Below are 20,024 nucleotides of genomic sequence, written 5' to 3'. Positions count from 1 at the left end.
CCTTAGTACGCACAGGCAAGCTGCGCTATGTCGGCGTCTCCAATTTCTCCGGCTGGCAAGTGATGAAATCGCTCGGCCTGGCGGACAGGCACGGTTATCCGCGCTACGTCGCCCACCAGGTCTATTATTCGCTGGTCGGGCGCGATTATGAGTGGGAGCTGCTGCCGCTCGGCCTCGACCAGGGCGTCGGCGCGCTGGTCTGGAGCCCGCTCGGCTGGGGCCGCCTGACCGGCAAGATCCGCCGCGGCGAGAAGCTGCCGGAGAAAAGCCGGTTGCACGACACCGCAAGCTTCGGACCGCCGGTCGAGGACGAGCATCTCTACCGCGTCATGGATGCGCTTGACGCTGTGGCGCAGGAAACCGGCAAGACGGTGCCGCAGATCGCCATCAACTGGCTGCTGCAGCGCCCAACCGTGTCATCGGTGATCATCGGCGCCCGCAACGAGGAGCAGCTTCGCCAGAACCTCGGTGCGGTCGGCTGGACGTTGACGTCGGAGCAGATGAAGAAGCTCGACGCGGCAAGTGAAGTCACCGCACCCTATCCGTACTTCCCTTACCGCCGCCAGGAGGCCTTTGCCCGACTGAACCCACCGGCGGTGTAAGCGTCGCGATCCTTCGTTTCGGGATCAGCTGAAGCCCTCAACTTCGTCATCCCTGGGCGAAGCAGGAGCGAAGCTCCGTCGCGAAGACCCTGGGATCCATTCCGTGACCTTTGTCGAAATATGCAGCGGAGCAGAATTCTACACCGCAGCAGCGCTCGGAAGTCGCGGCATGGATCCTCGGGTCTGCGCCGCGTCGCTACGCTCCTTGCTCCGCCCGTGGATGACGAAGTGATTGATGTTTCCGCCAATCGCCAAGGCGTGGGGTCCGCTGACGCAAACGGTCCGTCAAACTTCTGTGCCAAGGAACTAATGCAGCACGAACTCGCCATCGACCTTGCGCCATTCATTCGGGGCGATCAGTTTCTGGTGCGTATAGCTCACCGAATGCAGCGGCCCGTCGAGTTTGGCCTGCCAGAATTCGATGAAGCGGATCAGCACCGGGAATTTCGGCGCGATGTCGTAGTCCTGCCAGATGAAACTCTGTAAGAGATGCGGGTGGTCAGGAAAGTGATAAAGGATCTTGGCCGTGGTCAAGCCATATCCCCTAAGCATCAGGTCCATTTCTGAATGGTCGCGCATTGCAGCCCCCAGGTTGATTCTCCTTCCTCCCAATGTGAAATTGTGCGCGCTATTTGCTTAATCGTCTATTGATATTTCGCGACGTAGGCCGAGTTTACTACGCAAAAACATGTAGTTAGCAGCGATCACGTCCGAGTGCTGACAGCCGCCGCAAACAGACAGCTGCGGCATCCCGCCGCGCAAATCCCCAATCTTTTATCAAATCCAACGTCTAATGTTGCCGTCACGGCGGAACTGTTAATAATGCGCGCGAATTCGCGGCTGCAATGCCGCGAGCCCGCTGGTGCGTCAAGCCAGCGGCATGGTTTGGGAGGAAAGCTAAGAATGTCCGATGTTCATGTCCATCGCGTCCAGCCGGCGTGGAAGAAGAATGCGCTGATCGACAACGACACCTATCTCAAATGGCACGCCGACAGCATCAGGAACCCGGACAAGTTCTGGGGCAAGCACGGCAAGCGCATCGACTGGTTCAAGCCCTTCAGCAAGGTCAAGAACACCTCCTTCGACGGCAAGGTTTCGATCAAATGGTTCGAGGACGGCGAGACCAATGTGTCGTGGAACTGCATCGACCGGCATCTGAAGAAACGCGGCGACCAGACCGCCATCATCTGGGAGGGCGACAATCCCTATGACGACCGCAAGATCACCTACAACGAGCTCCATGCGCATGTCTGCCGTTTGGCCAATGTGCTGAAGAAGCACGGCGTCAAGAAGGGCGACCGCGTCACCATCTACATGCCGATGATCCCGGAGGCTGCCTATGCGATGCTCGCCTGCACGCGTATCGGCGCCATCCATTCGGTGGTCTTCGGCGGCTTTTCGCCGGACGCGCTCGCCGGCCGCATCGACGACTGCAAGTCGACCTTCGTCATCACCGCCGACGAGGGCCTGCGCGGCGGCAAACCCATCCCGCTGAAGGAGAACACCGACAAGGCGGTCGAGATCGCGGCAAAAGCCGGCACCAAGGTCGAGAAAGTGTTGGTCGTACGCCGCACCGGCGGCAAGACCGGCTGGGTCGCCGGGCGCGACGTCTGGTACCACGACGAGGTGGCCGCGGTTAAGGCGGAATGCAAGCCGGAGAAGATGAAGGCCGAGGACCCGCTGTTCATCCTCTACACGTCGGGTTCGACCGGCAAGCCGAAGGGCGTGCTGCACACCACCGCCGGCTATCTCGTCTACGTCTCGATGACCCACCAATATGTCTTCGACTACCATGACGGCGACATCTACTGGTGCACCGCCGATGTCGGCTGGGTCACCGGCCACAGCTACATCCTCTATGGCCCGCTCGCCAACGGCGCCACCACGCTGATGTTCGAAGGGGTGCCGAACTACCCCTCGCAATCCCGTTTCTGGGAGGTCATCGACAAGCACAAGGTCAACATCTTCTACACCGCGCCGACGGCGCTACGTGCGCTGATGGGTGCCGGCGACGCGCATGTGACGAAGACCTCGCGCAAGTCGCTGCGCGTGCTGGGTTCGGTCGGCGAGCCGATCAATCCGGAAGCCTGGGAGTGGTACTTCAACGTCGTCGGCAACGCCAAGGTGCCGATCGTCGACACCTGGTGGCAGACCGAGACCGGCGGCATCCTGATCACGCCGCTGCCCGGAGCCACCGACCTCAAGGCAGGCTCGGCGACGCGGCCTTTCTTTGGCGTCCAGCCGCAACTGGTCGACGGCGACGGCAAGGTGCTGGAGGGTGCGGCCGACGGCAATCTCTGCATCACCGACTCATGGCCCGGCCAGATGCGCACCGTCTATGGCGATCACGAACGTTTCGTGCAGACCTATTTCTCGACCTACAAGGGCAAATATTTCACCGGCGACGGCTGCCGCCGCGATGCCGACGGCTACTACTGGATCACCGGCCGCGTCGACGATGTCCTCAACGTTTCCGGCCATCGCATGGGCACGGCCGAGGTCGAGTCGGCGATTGTCAGCCACGACAAGGTCTCGGAAGCGGCCGTCGTCGGCTATCCGCACGACATCAAGGGCCAGGGCATCTATTGCTACGTCACGCTGATGGCCGGCGAGACGCCGAGCGAGGAGTTGCGCAAGGAACTCGTCGCCCATGTCCGCAAGGAGATCGGCGCCATCGCCACGCCCGACAAGATCCAGTTCGCGCCGGGCCTGCCGAAGACCCGCTCGGGCAAGATCATGCGGCGCATATTGCGCAAGATCGCCGAGGATGATTTTGCCGCACTCGGCGACACCTCGACGCTGGCCGATCCGGCGGTGGTCGACGATCTCGTCGCCAACCGGCAGAACAAGAAGGCCTGATGCCGGCCGCGACCGAGACCGGCACCGTCAGCGAGCTCTGGCGCTATCCGGCGAGTTCGCTCGCCGGCGAGCGCCAGGACGTAATCGCGGTCGGAAAAGAGACCATTGATGGCGATCGCTTGTTCGGCCTCGTCGATGCCTCGAACAACGAGATCGCGCGACCCGACCGCGAAGCGAAATGGCACAAGGTGCCATTGATCCGCACCCGGTTGAGCGGCGACAGGGCGCTCGATATCGCCGTTCCCGGCGGCGATTGGCTGACGGCGCCGGGCGACGAAAGCGACTATGCCGTTTCAGCCTATCTCGGCTTCGCAGCTTCGATCCGGCCGTTTCGCCAGGAGAACGCCGCGCCGGCATACACCGGCCCGCTGACCGCGGAGCGCTACCGCAAGGCGCCCATCCACCTCCTGACCACCGCTTCGCTGGCGCGGCTTAAGGCGCTGCATCCGGAAGGTTCGCCCGACTCGCGCCGCTTCCGCCCCAACATCGTCGTCGACATGGCGGCCGTCGAGGGATCGTTCCCGGAGACGGAATGGATCGGGCGCAAGCTGGCGATCGGCGATCTGCTGTTGACCATCTCCGAACCGTGCCGGCGATGCGGCTTCACCATCATCGCCCAGGACGGCTTCGACCACGACCCGGCAATCCTGCGCAATCTGGTTCGTCACAACGCCCACAATATGGGCGTCTACTGCATCGTCGACCGGCCAGCCCGCGTCGAAATCGGTGCGCCGATGCGCTTCGTGTAGATTACCGATACAGATCCGCCCGCGTCGGCGGCAGGCCGCTCGGGCCTCGCGCCCGCTTGGTGGCGACGGTCTGGAAAATCTGCGCCGAGGCGCGTTCGAAGGTGATCGAGCAGCCGGTGAGATAAAGCAGCCAGAGCCGCGCCTTGGCCTCGCCGACCTCGGCGATCGCCTCGTCGAAGCGCGCATCGAGGCGCTCCGCCCACAAACGGCAGGTGCGGGCGTAATGCTCGCGCAGGTTTTCGACATCGTAGACGAGGAAACTGTGCGCTTCGAGATTGCCGAGCGTCATGCCGATCGTGTCGAGCTCGCCGCCGGGGAAAATGTATTTGAGCAACGCCTTGTATTCCGGCCCCTTGCGTAGGGTTTTCTTGATGCTGCCCTTGTCGCGCCGCGTGATGGCATGGTGCAGGTATATGCCGCCGGGCTTGAGCAGACGATGGATGGTCGAGAAATAGGTGGCGTGGTTGGCGAGCCCCAGATGCTCGAACATGCCGATCGAGGAAATCTTGTCGAAGGAGCCGGTGAGTTCGGCATAGGATTTTATCTCGATGGTGATGCGGTCCTCCAGACCTTCGGCGCGGATGCGCTCGCGCGCAAGCGCGGTCTGGGCTTCCGACAGCGAGACGCCGTGGCCGGTAACGCCGTAATTTTTCGCCGCATGGATGAGCATCGCGCCCCAGCCGCAGCCGATGTCGAGCAGCCTCTCGCCGGGCTTCAGCCTGAGCTTGCGGCAGATATGATCGAGCTTGTCCTTCTGCGCCTGGTCGATGCCGTTGGCGAAATCGGTGAAGTAGCCGCAGCTATAGACCATGCGCTCGTCCAGGAAGAGCCGGTAGAAGGCGTTCGAAATGTCATAATGGTGCTGGATCGCTTGCCTGTTCGAACCGCTGACGAAAGGGTTACTGCCGGAAAGGTCCGTCCGCGTCGTCATCTGCTTTCTTGAAAACAGTACGGCAGGCAGGTCGCGCAGGACCGCGAGCTTCGGCAATGTCTTGAGCTTGGTGCGCAGCTTGCCTTGCGAAGGCAAGGCATAGAAGTCGAACAGCGATCCGTCTTCGACGTCGATCGCCTTGGAGATCCACATCTCGATCAGCGTCGACAAGGAGGGCCGGCGGACCACCTGCCAGACGATATCCTGGTCGTTGATGGTGAGCACCGGGCCGGTGGCGGGCCCGATCCGCTCGCCGGTCCACAGCCTGACCGCAAAACCCGGTTCCAGCGTTTCGATGACCGTTCGGACGATCCGTGCCGCCTTGTTGCTGGCTTCCATTTCCTTCCCCGATGCGCCGGGTGCCGACGGTCAATGCGACAATGTTGTCCGGTTGGCCGGTGGACCGCAACCCGCGCCGGTGCCGAAAAACATCACATGCGGCTTTTTCAACAGGACGCCTTGCCATTTGCTGCGGCGCACACCATCATGAGGGTGTGTTCAACAAATCGAAAGGAGGTGATCCGATGTCGAGTGATTTCGTTTTCCAGAACGTGGCCTCAGCGGATTGCACTTTCGGGAAGCAGTCTTCCCGTTAAGGCGCGAGATGCGCGGCGGGCGACGTGAAGCGTCGCTGCCAATGAGCCGCGCCATGGACGGAAACACGGAAGGCCGCCGGCTTCGAAAGAAGCGGCGGCCTTTTCCGTTTGCTGATTACTGGGTGAGTGCAACCTTTTCGGTATTTCGGATGATTTCCTGAAAGGCGGCATCCAATTCTACTCCGGTGGACACCTCGAAATAGTGTCTGTTGGTGGCGGAGGCGTCCTTCGACGAACAGTCCTTCAGCACCGCCTTTGCCTGATCCCGCTCGGTTGCCGACATATCCTTGTCGTTGAGATCGAAGCCGATGGTGAAAATCTCGATGCCGTCACTTTTCATGTTGCCGCATAGCGTTTCAGCGTTGCCGCGCGCCAGATTGCCCTGGCTGTTGTAGCTGCCCCCGGCGCCGGCGAAGGCTGTATTGAACTGGCCATCGGTCATCAGGATCGCGACCTTGGCAATCTTCTTCGCATTGGTATCCGAGGGGCCGCTGCCGAGACCGGCATTCTTGATCGCCGCGCGCCATTGCGGCGACAGCATATAGTAGGTCCACTGAATGGCGATCGCGCCGGCCGTATAACCATCGGCCCGGAAGTCGTCGATCGAACCAAGCAACGCGCCGGAATCGGCGGTCAGCGGGATCACCGCCGCATCAGGGCACTTGTTCATTCCTCCGCCACCCAGATGATCGTCCCGGTTGACCAAGGCATAATATTTCTTGCCATTGCTGTTCGTGCGGACCGTGTCGGGGCCGTCGGCGCTAAAATCCGGATCGCCGTTTTTGTCCTTGCGCTCCGTGGCGCAATCATCGGGGCGAGGCATCGCGGCGCTAACAATGGAGATGTAGTCGCTGAAGGACGGCAGCAGCTTGTTGCCCGTCTTGGCGACGAGAAGCGAGCTGCCGGCGACGGGCGGCAGGTCGGAGCCCCCCTGCTTCTCGGCATAGACGTTTTCCGCCAGCTTGCCGACGTTCACGGCGGATGCATAAGGCACAAGCGCGACGCGGATGCGGGGGGTCTTCGGATCCTGGTTCTGAAGCATCGTCTGGACGGCGTTTTTCGCCGCTGCTTTCAGATCACCGATCTTGTCTTTCTTGCCGCTCTTTTTCATGGACCCCGTGATGTCGAGCATCATCGCCACCTCGACCGTCTTGTCCGAATAGAGCGCAGTGGTGGACGCGGTGACGCGCCGTGCGCTGTCCAGGCCGAAGATCGGGAAATAGAGGCCGACATCGACATGGGCGTCCGCCCGGACCGTATTGGCGGTCCTGTCGACCGTCAGCTTGTCCAGGACGATCTGGTCGGCCTGCAGGATGCCGGCCGTGCTGTTGGCGTCGAGGAAGGCCTGCACCGATTTGTTGGCGTCGGCCTCCTTGATGACACCGGTCGTCAGGTCGCGCGCCGTCGAGGTTACCGCCGCGTCGACCACGCCTTGCAGGCTCGATCTGGCGTTGTAGAGCTGCGAGACATTGACGGCAAAGCCGGCGCCCAGCGCCAGAACCGAACCGACAACGCCGAACAGAACAGCAAAGTTTCCGCCACGATCCCTGCCGAAGCTGCCGATCGCCTGAACAAGACCCCAAACATGCCGCATGCTTTTCGCCTCCATCGTCACAGCCTCGTAGCCATGTGAAGGCGGGATTGCAGGATTCCGGCCGGATGGCCTTGCTATGGAGCGGAAACCCGGTTGCTCGCGGCCAAGCCGCTGTTTCTGCTTGGTTTCAAAACGCGGTTTGGTAAACGGCCGGTAAACGAGGAGGCCCGGTGGCCGTTTCGTTTTACGAAGCGCTTACCATGATCCGCTCGCTGCCGAGTCGTCCGGAAACCCGGTCCCGATCCGGCACAGAGATGCTGTGCCGACGCGGATCAGCCCCACGCCCTTCGCGCCTGAGCGGCTATGCCAACATCTGCGCGCTGACGGTTCTGTTGATGCCATGATGGGGAGGATTGAACAGATTGCTTTCCTGCTCGTAGGTCCAGACCTTGAACAGGCTGAGCCGGTGCTGGCCGAAACTGTGCAGCAGCGGCACGTCGGTCGCGTCGCGGCCGCGGGCGATCACGACGCGGCCGATTCTGCGCACATTGTGGCGAGGGTCGAACGTGTACCATTTGCCGTCGAGGAACACCTCCAGCCAGGCAGAGAAGTCCATCGGCGCCGGGTCGACCGGCACGCCGATGTCGCCGAGATAGCCGTTCACATAGCGGGCGGGGATGTTCATGCAGCGGCAAAGCGTGATCGCCAGATGGGCAAAGTCGCGGCAGACGCCGACCCGCTCCTCATGCGCCTGCGCAGCCGTGCGGGTCGAACGCGCATAGCCGTAGCCGAAGGACAGACGGTTGTGGGCGTAATCGACGATCGCCTGCACCCGCGCCCAGCCGGAGGGCAGATGACCGAAGCGCTGCCAGGCGAGATTGCTGAGGTGGTCGGTCTCGCAATAGCGGCTGCCGAGCAGATAGATCAGGACATCGTCTGGCAACTCCGCCATCGGCAGTTCCCTGGCCAGCGTGTTGGCCTCGTCCGGCTCGCCGCTGTCTTCGACAACCGCATCGTAGAGGATGCGGAAGCCTCCGGCCGGCGTGGTGAACCGGCGACAGGCATTGCCGTAGAGATCATGGTAGACCGTGGTGGGCACCGAGGGTGACGTCAGCACGCGCGTCTGCCGCTTGATGTCGGGTTGGCGATCCCGGTGGATATCGAGCAGTGAAATGACCGGCGTAGCTGCAACACAATCAATGGCAATTTCATAGCCGAGCCTTATCAGCATCGCCGTTCCCCCCTTCGATCGTCATGGAAGACAGTGTTGCTCAACGCAGCAAGCCGGCGACGGTTCCCCGCAGGCGTCGAAAACGCAAGCTCACGCCTTCCCATGCCGACGCGGCAGCGTTACGGTCGATCGATATGCTTCCGCTCGGGGCATTCCTCCAAAACGACCTCAGGAAAACAGATGTTCGCAGGCAGAAAATTCGCAGCCTTCCTGTTCGATATGGACGGCACGGTGCTCAATTCGATTGCCTCGGCGGAAAGGGTCTGGGCGGCGTGGGCGCGTCGGCAAGGCCTCGACGTTGCCGCATTCCTGCCGACGATCCACGGCGTGCGGGCGATCGAGACCATCGCTGCGCTGGCCCTTCCCGGCGTCGATCCGGCGCATGAAGCCGATGTGCTTTTGCAGGCCGAGGCCGCCGATGTCGAAGGCATTGTTCCGATCGCCGGCGCCGTGGCGTTCCTGGCTGCTTTGCCGCCGGAGCGCTGGGCCATCGTCACCTCCGCGCCGCGCGAGCTGGCGCTGCTGCGCATGAAGGCCGCTGGCATCCCGCTTCCCGCCCTCCTTGTGGCGGCGGAGGATGTCTCGCGCGGCAAGCCGGCGCCAGATTGCTTCCGGCTGGCAGCCGGGAAGCTCGGTGTCGACGCCTGCGACTGCCTCGTCTTCGAGGATGCGCCGGCCGGCATAGCGGCGGCCGAAGCGGCGGGCGCCGCCGTCATGGTGATCAGCGCCACGCACCGGCACGAATTGCAAACGCCGCATGCCGCGATCGCCGGTTACGAGGCGATAGGCATCTCTGTCGACGACAGTGGCTGGATCGCCATCGAGCCGGTGCTCGCTGCGGCTTAGCGGGAGTCGGGATTCGCGCCAGGTCGGCATCACCTGAATATCGGCGCACGCTAAAAGTCGCTGGTCAGGCCCTTGACTTCCCAGTCGCCATAGCGGCCGGGTTCCTTGCCGCCGCGTCCGCCGATCTCCTTCGGCAGCGCGGCTTCCTTCTCGCGATAATTTTCGCGCCGCGCTTGCGCCTCCGCCAGCGCGCGCTCGGCCGCCGGCGTCAACGTCTTTTGCGGCGACTCGCTGCCGGGGCTGGCATTTGTTTTACTGGTTTCGTCGATCATGCGATAATCCCGGCGGATTGAAACCGCGGCCAATTGAAAGAGGAACAAGCGTTTCCCATCATATAGCCATGAGACTAGCGCACGACCCCGAAAATCGGAATCGATTTTCGGAAAGGATCATGCGCAAAACAAAAGTGTTACAGTGTCCTTTGCGCGTCCTTGAGGACGCGCGGCACTGTAAGAGATCGACCCCCTTTCCGCAGCGCGGCAGAAACGGAGCAGATGATGAACACCCTTCGCACCGCCATGCTTCTGGCCGCCATGACCGCGCTCTTCATGGGCGTCGGCTTTCTGATCGGCGGCTCGGGCGGCATGATGATCGCGCTGCTGATCGCCGCCGCCACCAATCTGTTCAGCTACTGGAACGCCGACAAGATGGTGCTGTCGATGAACCGCGCCGTCGAGGTCGACGAGAAGAATGCGCCCGAATACCACTCCATCGTGCAGGCGCTCGCCAAAGAGGCCGGCCTGCCGATGCCGAAGACCTATCTGATCGACAATCCGCAGCCCAACGCCTTCGCCACCGGCCGCAATCCTGAGAATGCCGCGGTGGCGGCCTCGACCGGCCTGCTCCAGCGGCTCTCGCACGAGGAAGTGGCAGCGGTGATGGCGCACGAACTCGCCCATGTGCAGCACCGCGACACGCTGACCATGACCATCGTCGCCACGCTTGCCGGCGCAATCTCGATGCTCGGCAATTTCGCCTTCTTCTTCGGCGGCAACCGCGACAACAACAATCCGTTCGGTTTTGTCGGCGTGCTGGTGGCCATGCTGGTCGCCCCCTTTGCCGCCATGATCGTACAGATGGCGGTGAGCCGCACCCGGGAATACGAGGCCGACCGGCGCGGCGCCGAAATCACCGGCCGTCCGCTGTGGCTGGCCTCAGCCCTTGACAAGATCGCCCGCGGCGCCGAACGCATTCCCAATCCGGACGCCGAGCGCAACCCGGCCATGGCCCATCTCTTCATCATCAACCCGCTTTCCGGCAAGGGCATGGACAGTCTGTTTTCCACCCATCCGAGCACCGAGAACCGCATCGCCGCCTTGCAGGCGCTGGCGCGCGAGATGGGTGGCAGCGAAACCCGGATCCCGCCGCGCCAAGACTCATCTCCGCGGCAGGCGGACGAACGACAGCCGTCAGGTCCGTGGGACCAGGTCGGGCAGTCCGAGCAGCCGGCGGAGCCAGCCAAGCCCAAAACCAATCCGTGGGGACGCAATCCGACCGGGCCCAAGGGCCGGTGGTCGTGAGTGTGGCGGACAGCGGACCTAGACGCACAATTGCAAGTGATCAGCAGCAAAATGCCGGTGGCGAATTCGTTGCCGGCCTCGCCGCCCGCAAGGCGGCTGCGCGTCTGCTGGCCGCCGTCATCGACGCCAGAACGCCGCTTGACGGGCTGACCGACCACGAGAACGGCCACCCGCAATACAAGGCGCTCGACCTGCGTGACCGCGCGCTGGTGCGTGCCATATTGGTCACCGCACTTCGCTACCGCATGACGATTGCGGGGCTGCTCGCCCGCCGTCTGGAAAAGCCGCTGCCGCCCAACGCCACTGCGCTGTCGCACATATTGCATGTGGCGGCGGCGCAGATTCTGTTCCTCGACATTCCCGACAGCGCCGCTGTCGACCTTGCGGTCACCCACGCCAAGTCCGATCCGCGCACGCTGCGCTTTGCCGGCCTCGTCAACGGCGTGCTGCGCACGCTGGCGCGTGCCAAGGAAACGGAATTGCCTGCCGCCCTTGCCGCTACCGACGAAGCGCCAAGATGGTTTTCCGACCGGTTGAAGGCGACCTACGGCGTCGATAAGGCCAGGCAGATCCTCGCTGCCCATCGCCTTGAGGCGCCGGTCGATTTCTCGGTCAAGTCCGACCCCGCGCTGTGGGCAGAAAAGCTCGGCGGCATCGTGCTGCCGACCGGCACGGTGCGCGTCGGAAAGCTCAGCGCCTCCGTCACCGAATTGCCCGGCTTCACGGACGGCGCCTGGTGGGTCCAGGATGCCGCGGCCAGCCTTCCGGCAAGGCTGTTCGGCAATGTGAAGGGACTTCGCGTCGCCGATTTCTGCGCCGCGCCCGGCGGCAAGACGGCCCAGCTCATTCTTGCCGGCGCCCATGTCACCGCCGTCGACACGTCCAGGAACCGCTTGGCCCGGCTGACGCAGAACCTTGAGCGCCTCGGCCTTTCCGCCGAGATCGTCCAGGCCGATCTGCTCGCTTATGAGCCGAACCAATTGTTCGACGCCGTTCTGCTCGACGCGCCCTGCTCCTCGACCGGCACGGTGCGGCGACATCCCGACGTGCCCTGGACCAAGACGCCGGCCGACGTCGAAAAGCTTGCAGCTCTGCAGGCAAGGCTGCTTGCCCGCACTGTGACCCTGGTCAGGCCTGGCGGTCGCATCGTCTTTTCCAACTGTTCGCTCGACCCGCTCGAAGGCGAGGCGCTTCACCGTGCCTTCCGCGCCGGAACGGCTGGTATCGTCGACGATCCGCTTCGCCCGGGCGAAGTCGCCGGCATCGATCCATTCCTGACGCCGCAAGGCACGCTGCGCACCACGCCCGCCGACATGGAGCTCGAATCGCCCGAGGTTTCCGGTCTGGATGGCTTCTTCGCCGCCCGCATGCGCAGGGCTCTTTAAAGACTCGGACCCTGAAATTTGTCGACTTTTTTGGGGAGAACCATGCGGAAACCGGGTTGAACTCCAAGGCTTCCTTGGAATTCGCCTTCGCATAAGTTCTTGAATCACATAAGCTTGTCTTCGGGTTGAGGGCGATGAGGAGGGGTTTTGGCACTCGCTGCCGGCAACACGGCGCGTCTATGGACGCTTGTCGCAAGGGAGTTTTGGCGCAAGGCGCGCCGGCGCCTGCGTGCCGGGCCCGTCTATCGCTGGCGCTATTCCGGCCGCACGCCGGAACGCGTTCTGATCGCTCCGCCGGACCTGCGCCTCGCCGACCCGCAGATCGCGCTTGAGATCTACTATGGCCGTTATCCGCTGTCAGGACATCTGGTCGAGACCGGCGGCAAGTCACCGTTCCAGATCGAGGTGCCCAATCCCGGCTGGCAAAAGACGCTGCACGGCTTTCGCTGGCTGCGCCATATGCGCGCCGCCGGCACCGAACTTGCCGCGGCCAATGCCCGCGCGCTGGTTTCCGACTGGATCACCATGCATGGCGGCCAGATTTCCGGCGTCGGCTGGGAGCCTGGCACGACGGCCAAGCGCGTCATCGCCTGGCTGCAACATTCCTCGGTCGTGCTGCAGGGTGCTGAATTTCCCTTCTACCGGGCCTTCCTGAAATCGCTTGCCGTCCAGATCCGCTATCTCAGGGCGATGGCGCGCGAGATGCCGGACGGCAAGGACAGGCTGCGCGCCCGTATAGCGCTCGCCTTTGCCGCTCTGTCGCTGCCCGCGCCGGCATCGGCGCTGCGCAACGCGACACGCAACCTCGCCGAGGAGCTCGACCGCCAGATCTTGCCCGACGGTGGTCATATCTCCCGCAATCCGATGACCGTTCTCGAGCTCCTTGCCGACCTCCTGCCGCTGCGCCAGACCTATGCCAATCAAGCGGAGACGCCGCCGGTGGCTCTGATGGGCGCGATCGACCGCATGCTGCCGGCGCTGCGTTTCTTTCGCCACCAGGACGGCAGCCTCGCCCGCTTCAACGGCATGGGCGCGACCATCCACGACCGTATCGCCACCATCCTGCGCCACGACGACACCGCCGGAGCACCACTGCTGCACGCGCCGCATTCTGGCTATGAGCGCCTCTCCATGGGCGGCGTGACGGTCATCGCCGACACCGGCCCGCCGCCGCCCGTCGATGTTTCCAACGCCGCGCACGCCGGATGCCTGGCCTTCGAACTGTCCTCCGGCCGCCAGCACTATATCGTCAATGCCGGCGTCGACACCTATGGCGCCGCCGAATTCCGGCCACTTGCCCGCGCCACGGCCGCCCACTCGACCGCCACCGTCAACGACACTTCGTCGGCGCGCTTCAGCCATTCGCTGCGCGTCAACGACCTGCTCGGCACGCCGTTGATCGGTGGCCCGCAGCAGGTGCCCTGCAAGCGCACCGACCAGCCGGGCAGCCAGGGTTTTCTGGCCCGCCATGACGGTTATGTCTCGCGCTTCGGCTTCCTGCACGAACGCGAGCTGACATTGACGAGCGACGGCAACGTGCTCGCCGGCAGGGACCGGTTCCAGCGGCCGGGCAACGCTGCCATCCGCAACAATGGCCGCGATTTCGTCACCGTGCGTTTCCACATCCATCCCGACATACACCTGCTCCAGGACGAGCATGACCGCCTGGTGCTGACCGCCGACCAGGCCGATACCTGGGTATTCACCTGCACCGAAGTGGCGCCCGACGTCGAGGAATCGATTTATTTCGCCGGCCTTGGCGGGCCGCGCCGCAGCCGGCAGATCGTGCTGGCCTTCAAGGCCTCGGAGATATCAGAAGTCCACTGGCAACTGACGCGGACCGTGATCGCGGGTTATCCCGAGAAAAGCTGACTGTGTCTGCCGTGACGCGCCCGGCTTGATTGAGCTTCCACCTTGATTTCCTGATGTCATGTGCTACGGCGCGCGGACGCTTTCCAAACCGAAAGGCCGCCAGCCCATGGCCGTCGCCGCCAAGAACATTCCCGCGCCCGACCTCGTTCCGGTGCGTCGCGCGCTGCTCTCCGTTTTCGACAAGACCGGCCTCATCGACTTCGCCAGAGCATTGGCCGCGGCCGGCGTCGAGCTGGTCTCCACCGGCGGTACGGCAAAGGCGATCGCCGAGGCCGGCATGGCTGTCCGCGACGTGACCGAGCTGACAGGCTTTCCCGAGATCATGGACGGACGCGTCAAGACGTTGCATCCCTCGGTGCACGGCGCGCTGCTTGGTGTGCGCGACGACCCCGACCACGCCAAAGCCATGCATGATCACAACATCGAGCCGATCGATCTTGTCGTCTCCAATCTCTACCCCTTCGAGGAGGTTCGCCGCTCCGGCGCCGGCTACGCCTCGATCGTCGAGAACATCGACATAGGCGGGCCGGCGATGATCCGCGCCTCGGCCAAGAACCATGCCTATGTCGCCATCGTCACCGACCCCGGCGACTATCTCTCGGTGCTCAATGCTCTGGAGATGAATTTCGGCTCACTGTCGCTGGATTTCCGCAAGAAGCTGGCGGCCAAGGCATTCGCTCGCACCGCCACCTATGATGCGGCGATCTCCGGCTGGTTCGCCGAGGCGCTTGAGATCGGGCATCCGACCTGGCGCGCCTTTGGCGGCAGGCTGGACCAAATCATGCGCTATGGCGAGAACCCGCATCAGGGCGCCGGCTTCTATGTCAACGGCGACAAGCGGCCTGGCGTCGCGACGGCACGCCAGCTTCAGGGCAAGCAGCTTTCCTACAACAACATCAACGACACCGACGCCGCCTTCGAACTGGTCGGCGAGTTCGACCCGGCCCGCTCCGCCACGGTCGCCATCATCAAACACGCCAACCCGTGCGGCGTCGCCGAAGGCGCTTCGCTGAAGGCGGCCTATGCCAAGGCGCTGGCCTGCGATCCCGTCTCGGCCTTCGGCGGCATCGTCGCGATGAACCGCACCCTTGATGCCGAGGCCGCGGGGGAGATCGTCAAGACTTTCACCGAGGTCATCATCGCGCCGGGCGCCTCGGAGGAGGCGGTTCAGATCGTCGCAGCCAAGAAGAACCTGCGCCTGCTGGTCACCGGCGGCCTGCCCGACCCGCGCGGCGCCGGCACCACCGTCAAATCCGTGTCCGGCGGCCTGCTCGTCCAGGGCCGCGACAACGCGGTGGTCGACGATTTGGAACTCAAGATCGTGACGAAGCGTGCCCCGACGCCGGCCGAGATGGCCGATCTCAAATTCGCCTTTCGCATCGCCAAGCACGTCAAGTCGAACGCCATCGTCTATGCAAGGGACGGCGCCACCGTCGGCATCGGCGCCGGCCAGATGAGCCGCGTCGATTCCTCGCGCATCGCCGCGCGCAAGGCGCTCGATGCCGCCGAGGCCGCTGGTCTGGACGAGCCGCTGACCAGGGGTTCTGTCGTCGCCTCCGACGCCTTCTTCCCCTTCGCCGACGGGCTCTTGTCGGCGATCGAAGCCGGCGCCACCGCCGTCATCCAGCCGGGCGGCTCGATGCGCGACGACGACGTCATCGCCGCCGCCGACGAGCATGGCATCGCCATGGTGTTTACGGGCGTGCGGCACTTCCGGCATTAACTCCGGCATAGAGGCTTTTCAAGAATTCGCTCCGCTGAGTCGGATGGCGTGGTTTTCGAGAACCGGAGCGGAGCGGACATTCAAGTCCGTGAGCGCCGGAAGCGCAGAAAACCGCGCCAGCCGGTCAACGGAGTAGAATTATCGAACGTCTCTCAGTCCGCCGGATATGGCGTGCGGACCAGGATCGCCATGCCGACGCCGAGAAACAGCACGATCGCCGCCATGCCGAGCCTTGCCGAGCCGCTGGCCAAGGTGATGGTGGCCACCATGAAGGGTGCGGCGAAACTGGTTGCCCGCCCGGCCAGCGCATAGATGCCGAAATAGCGGCCCGACTCCGCGGCGGTAACGCTGCGCGCCATATAGGAGCGCGACGATGCCTGTACCGGGCCGAAGGCCAGTCCGATTAGCAGGCCGTAGAAGATATAGGCTTTTTCCGCCGCTGTGCCGAACAAGCCGCCGCTGTCCGTTTCGGGCATCGCCCAGGCACCGAACAGCGTATAACCAGGGCCGGTTGAGACAATGCCGATCGTAGCGATGCTGAGCAGGACAAGCGAGATCATCACGATGGCTTTGGAGCCAAGCGCGGTATCGAGACGAGCGGCAGCCAGGCACCCGAATATGGCAATGACATTGAGGATGATGCCGAACATACCGATCTCGGTGATCGACCAGTGGAACATCGCTGCCGCAAATGTGCCACCCAGCGCCAGCAGGGCATTGACGCCGTCCTGATAAATCATGCGGGCAATGAGAAAGCGGAAGATACCGCTGCGCTGCCGCACCTCGGCCAGCGTCGACTTCAATTCCGACAATCCTTCGCGTACCGCCGGCCCGATTGGAATGCCCTTTGTTGCGTCGGGGGTGAAAAAGAACATTGGCAGGATGAACAGGAAATACCAGCCGGCCGACAACGGTCCGGTGGCGCGTGCGTCCTCGCCGAGCTTGGGGTCGAGGCCGAAGAGCGGGTCAATGCCGATGATCGTCTTGCCGGTTTCCGACGAGCCCGCCAAACAGGTGACGACGAAGATCAGCGCGATCATGCCGCCGAGATAACCAAGACCCCAGGCCATGTTGGAGATGCGGCCGATCTCGCTCTTCGGCACCAGGCGCGGCATCATCGAGTCGTTGAAAACGGTGGAAAATTCCGCTGCCACCGAAGCGAGAGAGAAGAACAGCACGACCAGGAAAAGGTTCGAGCCGGGCGCGGCGAACCATAACAGGCAAAGACTGATGATCTTGATCGAGGCGAAGAACGCGATCCAGGGCTTGCGTGGCCCGGTCTGGTCGGCGATCGAGCCGAGGATCGGTGACAGCACGGCAATGACCAATCCAGCCGCGGCGATGCCATAGCCCCAGGCCGCCTGGCCCGTCTCCGGGTCGCTCGCCATGCGCGAGACGAAATAGGGCCCGAAGATGAAGGTGGTGATGACGGTGAAGAACGGCTGCGCCGCCCAGTCGAACAACATCCAGCCCCAGATGCCGCGTCCCGACGCCCGCTGCACTGTCTCTACCGCCATGATGATTCCCCCGGCACCGGTTCCCGAATCGGGCGCCATGTCTGCATGTTTCATGCGCTCATGCAATGAACGAAGCCTGGTGCCGCCCTCATTGCCCTGCCAGGCGTTCGTCGTTCGAAAAGCCAGGCAATTGGCTCTCGCCCGCTACGCGGACCAAGCCTCTACCTTCCTCTTGTGGAAGGTCCGGCGCCGCACCCCAACCCCTGATTCGCGGCGACCCTCCCAGTCACGAATTCTTGATTATTAAGTTGACTATTTTTGTCCGGTTTGACTAATTGCGCTCGCGCAGAGCCGGAAGGGTGACCGGTCAAACTGCTTGATATTGGTCTGACAGGGAACAAGAGATGACGATTGGTCGACAAGCATTATCGCGCACGCAGGCAAGGCGATTAATTGCGAGCAGTGCATTGATGATGGTATCCTTTGGAATGGCGGGTATCGGCTGGGCCCAGGACAGCTCGACAGACGACGCAACTCAGTTGCAAGCGATCGTCGTCGACGGCAAGTCGGATCGTGTTGTCGGGCCCGATCCGACCATCGTTGCCGAGGATACGGCGACCGGCACCAAGACCGAGATGCCAATTGTCGATGTGCCCGCTTCGGTTTCGGTTGTGACCCAGAAAGAGCTGGAGGCGCGCCATGTAGAAAGCCTCCAGCAGGCCATAGCCTACACATCCAGCGTCTTCACCGACGAGTTCGGCACCGATGACCGATATGACTATATTCGTATCCGTGGTTTCGACCAGACAGCGCTCGGCACCTATCGCGACGGTTTGGCGGCGCGCATTCCCGCCTGGTTCACGGCCAGCCGTCTCGAACCTTACGGGCTTCAGCGCGTGGAGATCCTGAAGGGATCGACATCGACACTTTTTGGACTCAACGGCCCTGGCGGCCTGGTCAATGCAATCACCAAGCGGCCTCTGGACGAGAAGCAGGGGGAGATCTACACGTCTTATGGCGACGGCACCAAAGAGGTCGGCGTTGATTTTGGCGGGCCGATCGATCCCGATGGCGTGTGGACCTATCGGCTCACCGGGCTGGCCAAGGATGGCGATCAAGGATGGGATTATTCCAATGATGATCGGCTTTACATTGCGCCCGCGTTGACCATCAAGCCTGAGGAAGGAACGTCGCTCACCATCCTGACTGACTATTACAAGCGAAACGGCACAGGCGCACGCGGCTTCCCGACCGGTGCCAATATCGACATCGGCACATTCCTGGGCGAGCCGGATTTCAACCGCTTCAACACCGAGCAGGTCGATATCGGCTACCAGTTCGAGCATGAGTTCAACGAGAACCTCACGTTTCGCTCCAATGCTCGCTACACGCATTTGAGCCTCGATTACGCCGAGATCTACGGCGCGTCGCTTGATCCCACCGCGAACCGCACGGCATTTTCCGTCGACGGCATGTCCAACCGCTATGCCTTCGACAATCAGTTGCAATACGATACGGGCTGGGACGGGATCGACAGCAAGACGCTGGTCGGCGTCGACTACGCCAACGACGACACCCGCGAAAAGATCCTCTTCGGCACCGCCGGTCCCATCGACATCAACAATCCGACCTATTGCGGTCTCTCCTGCATCAATCTCGGCCCTTACGTAAACTGGCGGGTCAAGCAGCAGGCGGTTGGTGTCTATGCCCAGGAGCAATTGACGTTTGATGACCGCTGGATCGTCACCCTCGGCGGGCGCTGGGACCGTGTCCATACGATAGCTGACTATCTCGACTCGGGAACGCAGGATGACGACACGGCATCTGCCTTCACCAAACGTGCCGGCCTGACCTACAAATTTACCCCGAACCTCGCGGTCTACGCCAACTATTCGGAAAGTTTCCAGCCGCTCGTGGCGCCAAGCGCCAACGAATATGCGGTCTCGGGTTCGCTGAAGCCTCAAGAGGGCAAGCAGTATGAGGCAGGCATCAAGTACAAGCCCGATGGCTTCGATGGTCTGTTCACGGCTGCGGTCTTCGATCTTACCCAAACCAATGTTCCGACCTATGTCACCCCTCTGGTCCAGCAGCAGATCGGCAAGGTTGGCGTCCGCGGCATCGAACTCGAGGGCAAGGCCGCTATCGCGGAAAACCTGAACCTGACGCTTGCCTATTCCTACTGGGATGCCGAAATCCTGGAAGACGGCATTGGCGGGAATGTCGGTAATCGGCCGCAGCGTGTTCCTCGCCACCTGGCGTCGGCCTGGCTTGACTATACGCTTCCGGAGGAAGGACGGCGTGGCGACCTGACCATTGGCGGTGGGCTGCGCTATATCGGACAAACCTACGGGGACGACGCGAACACGATTTCGGTTGGCGGCTACGCACTCGTGGATGCGGCAATAAGCTACAAAGTGACGAAGGACGTGACGTTGGCCTTGAACGCAACGAACCTGTTCGACCGAAAATATCTGACAACCAGCTATTACGGGACCGAATTTTACGGCGACCGGCTCAAGGTCGTCGGCACGCTCAAACATTCCTGGTGAGCTTGTAGACGCTAGAGCATTGGTTAAAGAGCCACACGCATCGATAATGCGTGTGGCGATCATCGCTTCATTCCATCGCGTGTTGCGTCAGCATGCGAAGCCATTGGCCGAAGCGATCGCAAGGTCGGCAGCGGCCGGATGACGGGCAGCGCCAGCACTGAGAGGCGAGT

General features: G+C 62.7%; 15 protein-coding genes. 9 read left to right on the top strand and 6 right to left on the bottom strand.

What is annotated here, in order from left to right; all coding sequences use genetic code 11:
- The coding region (locus MESS2_RS07865) for an aldo/keto reductase (RefSeq protein WP_040592496.1) at positions 1-602 on the top strand (602 nt) is incomplete at its 5' end.
- A 306-nt stretch (positions 603-908) separates the two neighbouring features.
- Here the strand turns inward: MESS2_RS07865 and MESS2_RS07860 are convergent.
- Positions 909-1,181, bottom strand: coding sequence for an usg protein (locus MESS2_RS07860; protein ID WP_008873639.1), 273 nt, complete (start codon positions 1,179-1,181; stop codon positions 909-911).
- A gap of 324 nt (positions 1,182-1,505) precedes the next feature.
- Between MESS2_RS07860 and acs the strand changes: the two genes are divergently transcribed.
- Entirely contained in the window at positions 1,506-3,461 is a 1,956-nt protein-coding gene (gene acs, locus MESS2_RS07855; protein ID WP_008873638.1) for an acetate--CoA ligase, read from the top strand.
- A complete protein-coding gene (locus MESS2_RS07850) occupies positions 3,461-4,210 on the top strand; it encodes an MOSC domain-containing protein (protein ID WP_008873637.1) in 750 nt (249 codons plus the stop codon). Before acs ends, MESS2_RS07850 begins: the two co-directional genes overlap by 1 nt.
- A 1-nt stretch (position 4,211) precedes the next feature.
- Here the strand turns inward: MESS2_RS07850 and MESS2_RS07845 are convergent, their stop codons facing one another.
- The 3 genes from MESS2_RS07845 to MESS2_RS07835 all read right to left on the bottom strand — a co-directional run bounded on the left by MESS2_RS07845 (position 4,212) and on the right by MESS2_RS07835 (position 8,502).
- On the bottom strand, positions 4,212-5,480 hold the full coding sequence (locus tag MESS2_RS07845; RefSeq protein WP_008873636.1) for an SAM-dependent methyltransferase: 1,269 nt from the start codon (positions 5,478-5,480) through the stop codon (positions 4,212-4,214).
- 372 nt (positions 5,481-5,852) lie between these two features.
- A complete protein-coding gene (locus tag MESS2_RS07840; RefSeq protein ID WP_008873635.1) occupies positions 5,853-7,331 on the bottom strand; it encodes a TadE/TadG family type IV pilus assembly protein in 1,479 nt (492 codons plus the stop codon).
- A 301-nt stretch (positions 7,332-7,632) separates the two neighbouring features.
- Positions 7,633-8,502: a transglutaminase-like domain-containing protein gene (locus MESS2_RS07835; protein WP_008873634.1), complete on the bottom strand. Its 870-nt coding sequence runs from the start codon at positions 8,500-8,502 to the stop codon at positions 7,633-7,635.
- Positions 8,503-8,682: 180 nt separating this feature from the next.
- On the opposite strand from MESS2_RS07835, the gene MESS2_RS07830 reads away from it, so the two are divergent.
- The gene (locus MESS2_RS07830; protein ID WP_008873633.1) at positions 8,683-9,348 is read left to right on the top strand and encodes an HAD-IA family hydrolase; all 666 of its coding nucleotides are present in this window, start codon (positions 8,683-8,685) and stop codon (positions 9,346-9,348) included.
- A 50-nt stretch (positions 9,349-9,398) separates the two neighbouring features.
- On the opposite strand, the gene MESS2_RS07825 is transcribed toward MESS2_RS07830, so the two are convergent.
- Positions 9,399-9,620: a DUF1674 domain-containing protein gene (locus tag MESS2_RS07825; RefSeq protein WP_008873632.1), complete on the bottom strand. Its 222-nt coding sequence runs from the start codon at positions 9,618-9,620 to the stop codon at positions 9,399-9,401.
- A 225-nt stretch (positions 9,621-9,845) separates the two neighbouring features.
- Between MESS2_RS07825 and htpX the strand changes: the two genes are divergently transcribed.
- The 4 genes from htpX (at position 9,846) to purH (ending at position 15,848) form a co-directional block, all read left to right on the top strand.
- The gene (gene htpX / locus MESS2_RS07820; RefSeq protein WP_008873631.1) at positions 9,846-10,868 is read left to right on the top strand and encodes a zinc metalloprotease HtpX; all 1,023 of its coding nucleotides are present in this window, start codon (positions 9,846-9,848) and stop codon (positions 10,866-10,868) included.
- Positions 10,865-12,253: an RsmB/NOP family class I SAM-dependent RNA methyltransferase gene (locus tag MESS2_RS07815; RefSeq protein WP_008873630.1), complete on the top strand. Its 1,389-nt coding sequence runs from the start codon at positions 10,865-10,867 to the stop codon at positions 12,251-12,253. The genes htpX and MESS2_RS07815 overlap by 4 nt, the downstream gene beginning before the upstream one ends.
- 147 nt (positions 12,254-12,400) lie before the next feature.
- Positions 12,401-14,125: a heparinase II/III family protein gene (locus MESS2_RS07810; RefSeq protein WP_008873629.1), complete on the top strand. Its 1,725-nt coding sequence runs from the start codon at positions 12,401-12,403 to the stop codon at positions 14,123-14,125.
- A 106-nt stretch (positions 14,126-14,231) separates the two neighbouring features.
- Positions 14,232-15,848, top strand: a complete 1,617-nt coding sequence (gene purH, locus MESS2_RS07805; protein ID WP_040592500.1) for a bifunctional phosphoribosylaminoimidazolecarboxamide formyltransferase/IMP cyclohydrolase — start codon at positions 14,232-14,234, stop codon at positions 15,846-15,848.
- Positions 15,849-16,000: 152 nt separating this feature from the next.
- Here purH and MESS2_RS07800 read toward each other — a convergent pair whose 3' ends face one another.
- A complete protein-coding gene (locus MESS2_RS07800; protein WP_008873627.1) occupies positions 16,001-17,365 on the bottom strand; it encodes an MFS transporter in 1,365 nt (454 codons plus the stop codon).
- Positions 17,366-17,709: 344 nt separating this feature from the next.
- On the opposite strand from MESS2_RS07800, the gene MESS2_RS07795 reads away from it, so the two are divergent.
- Positions 17,710-19,854 (top strand): TonB-dependent siderophore receptor, encoded by a 2,145-nt coding sequence (locus tag MESS2_RS07795; protein ID WP_040592495.1) that lies wholly within the window; start codon positions 17,710-17,712, stop codon positions 19,852-19,854.
- The last annotated feature ends 170 nt before the right edge of the window (positions 19,855-20,024 follow it).

This window comes from Mesorhizobium metallidurans STM 2683 (assembly GCF_000350085.1).
In the GTDB taxonomy this organism is placed as follows: Bacteria; Pseudomonadota; Alphaproteobacteria; order Rhizobiales; family Rhizobiaceae; genus Mesorhizobium; species Mesorhizobium metallidurans.
This window is presented reverse-complemented; position numbering and strand designations above follow the sequence as displayed.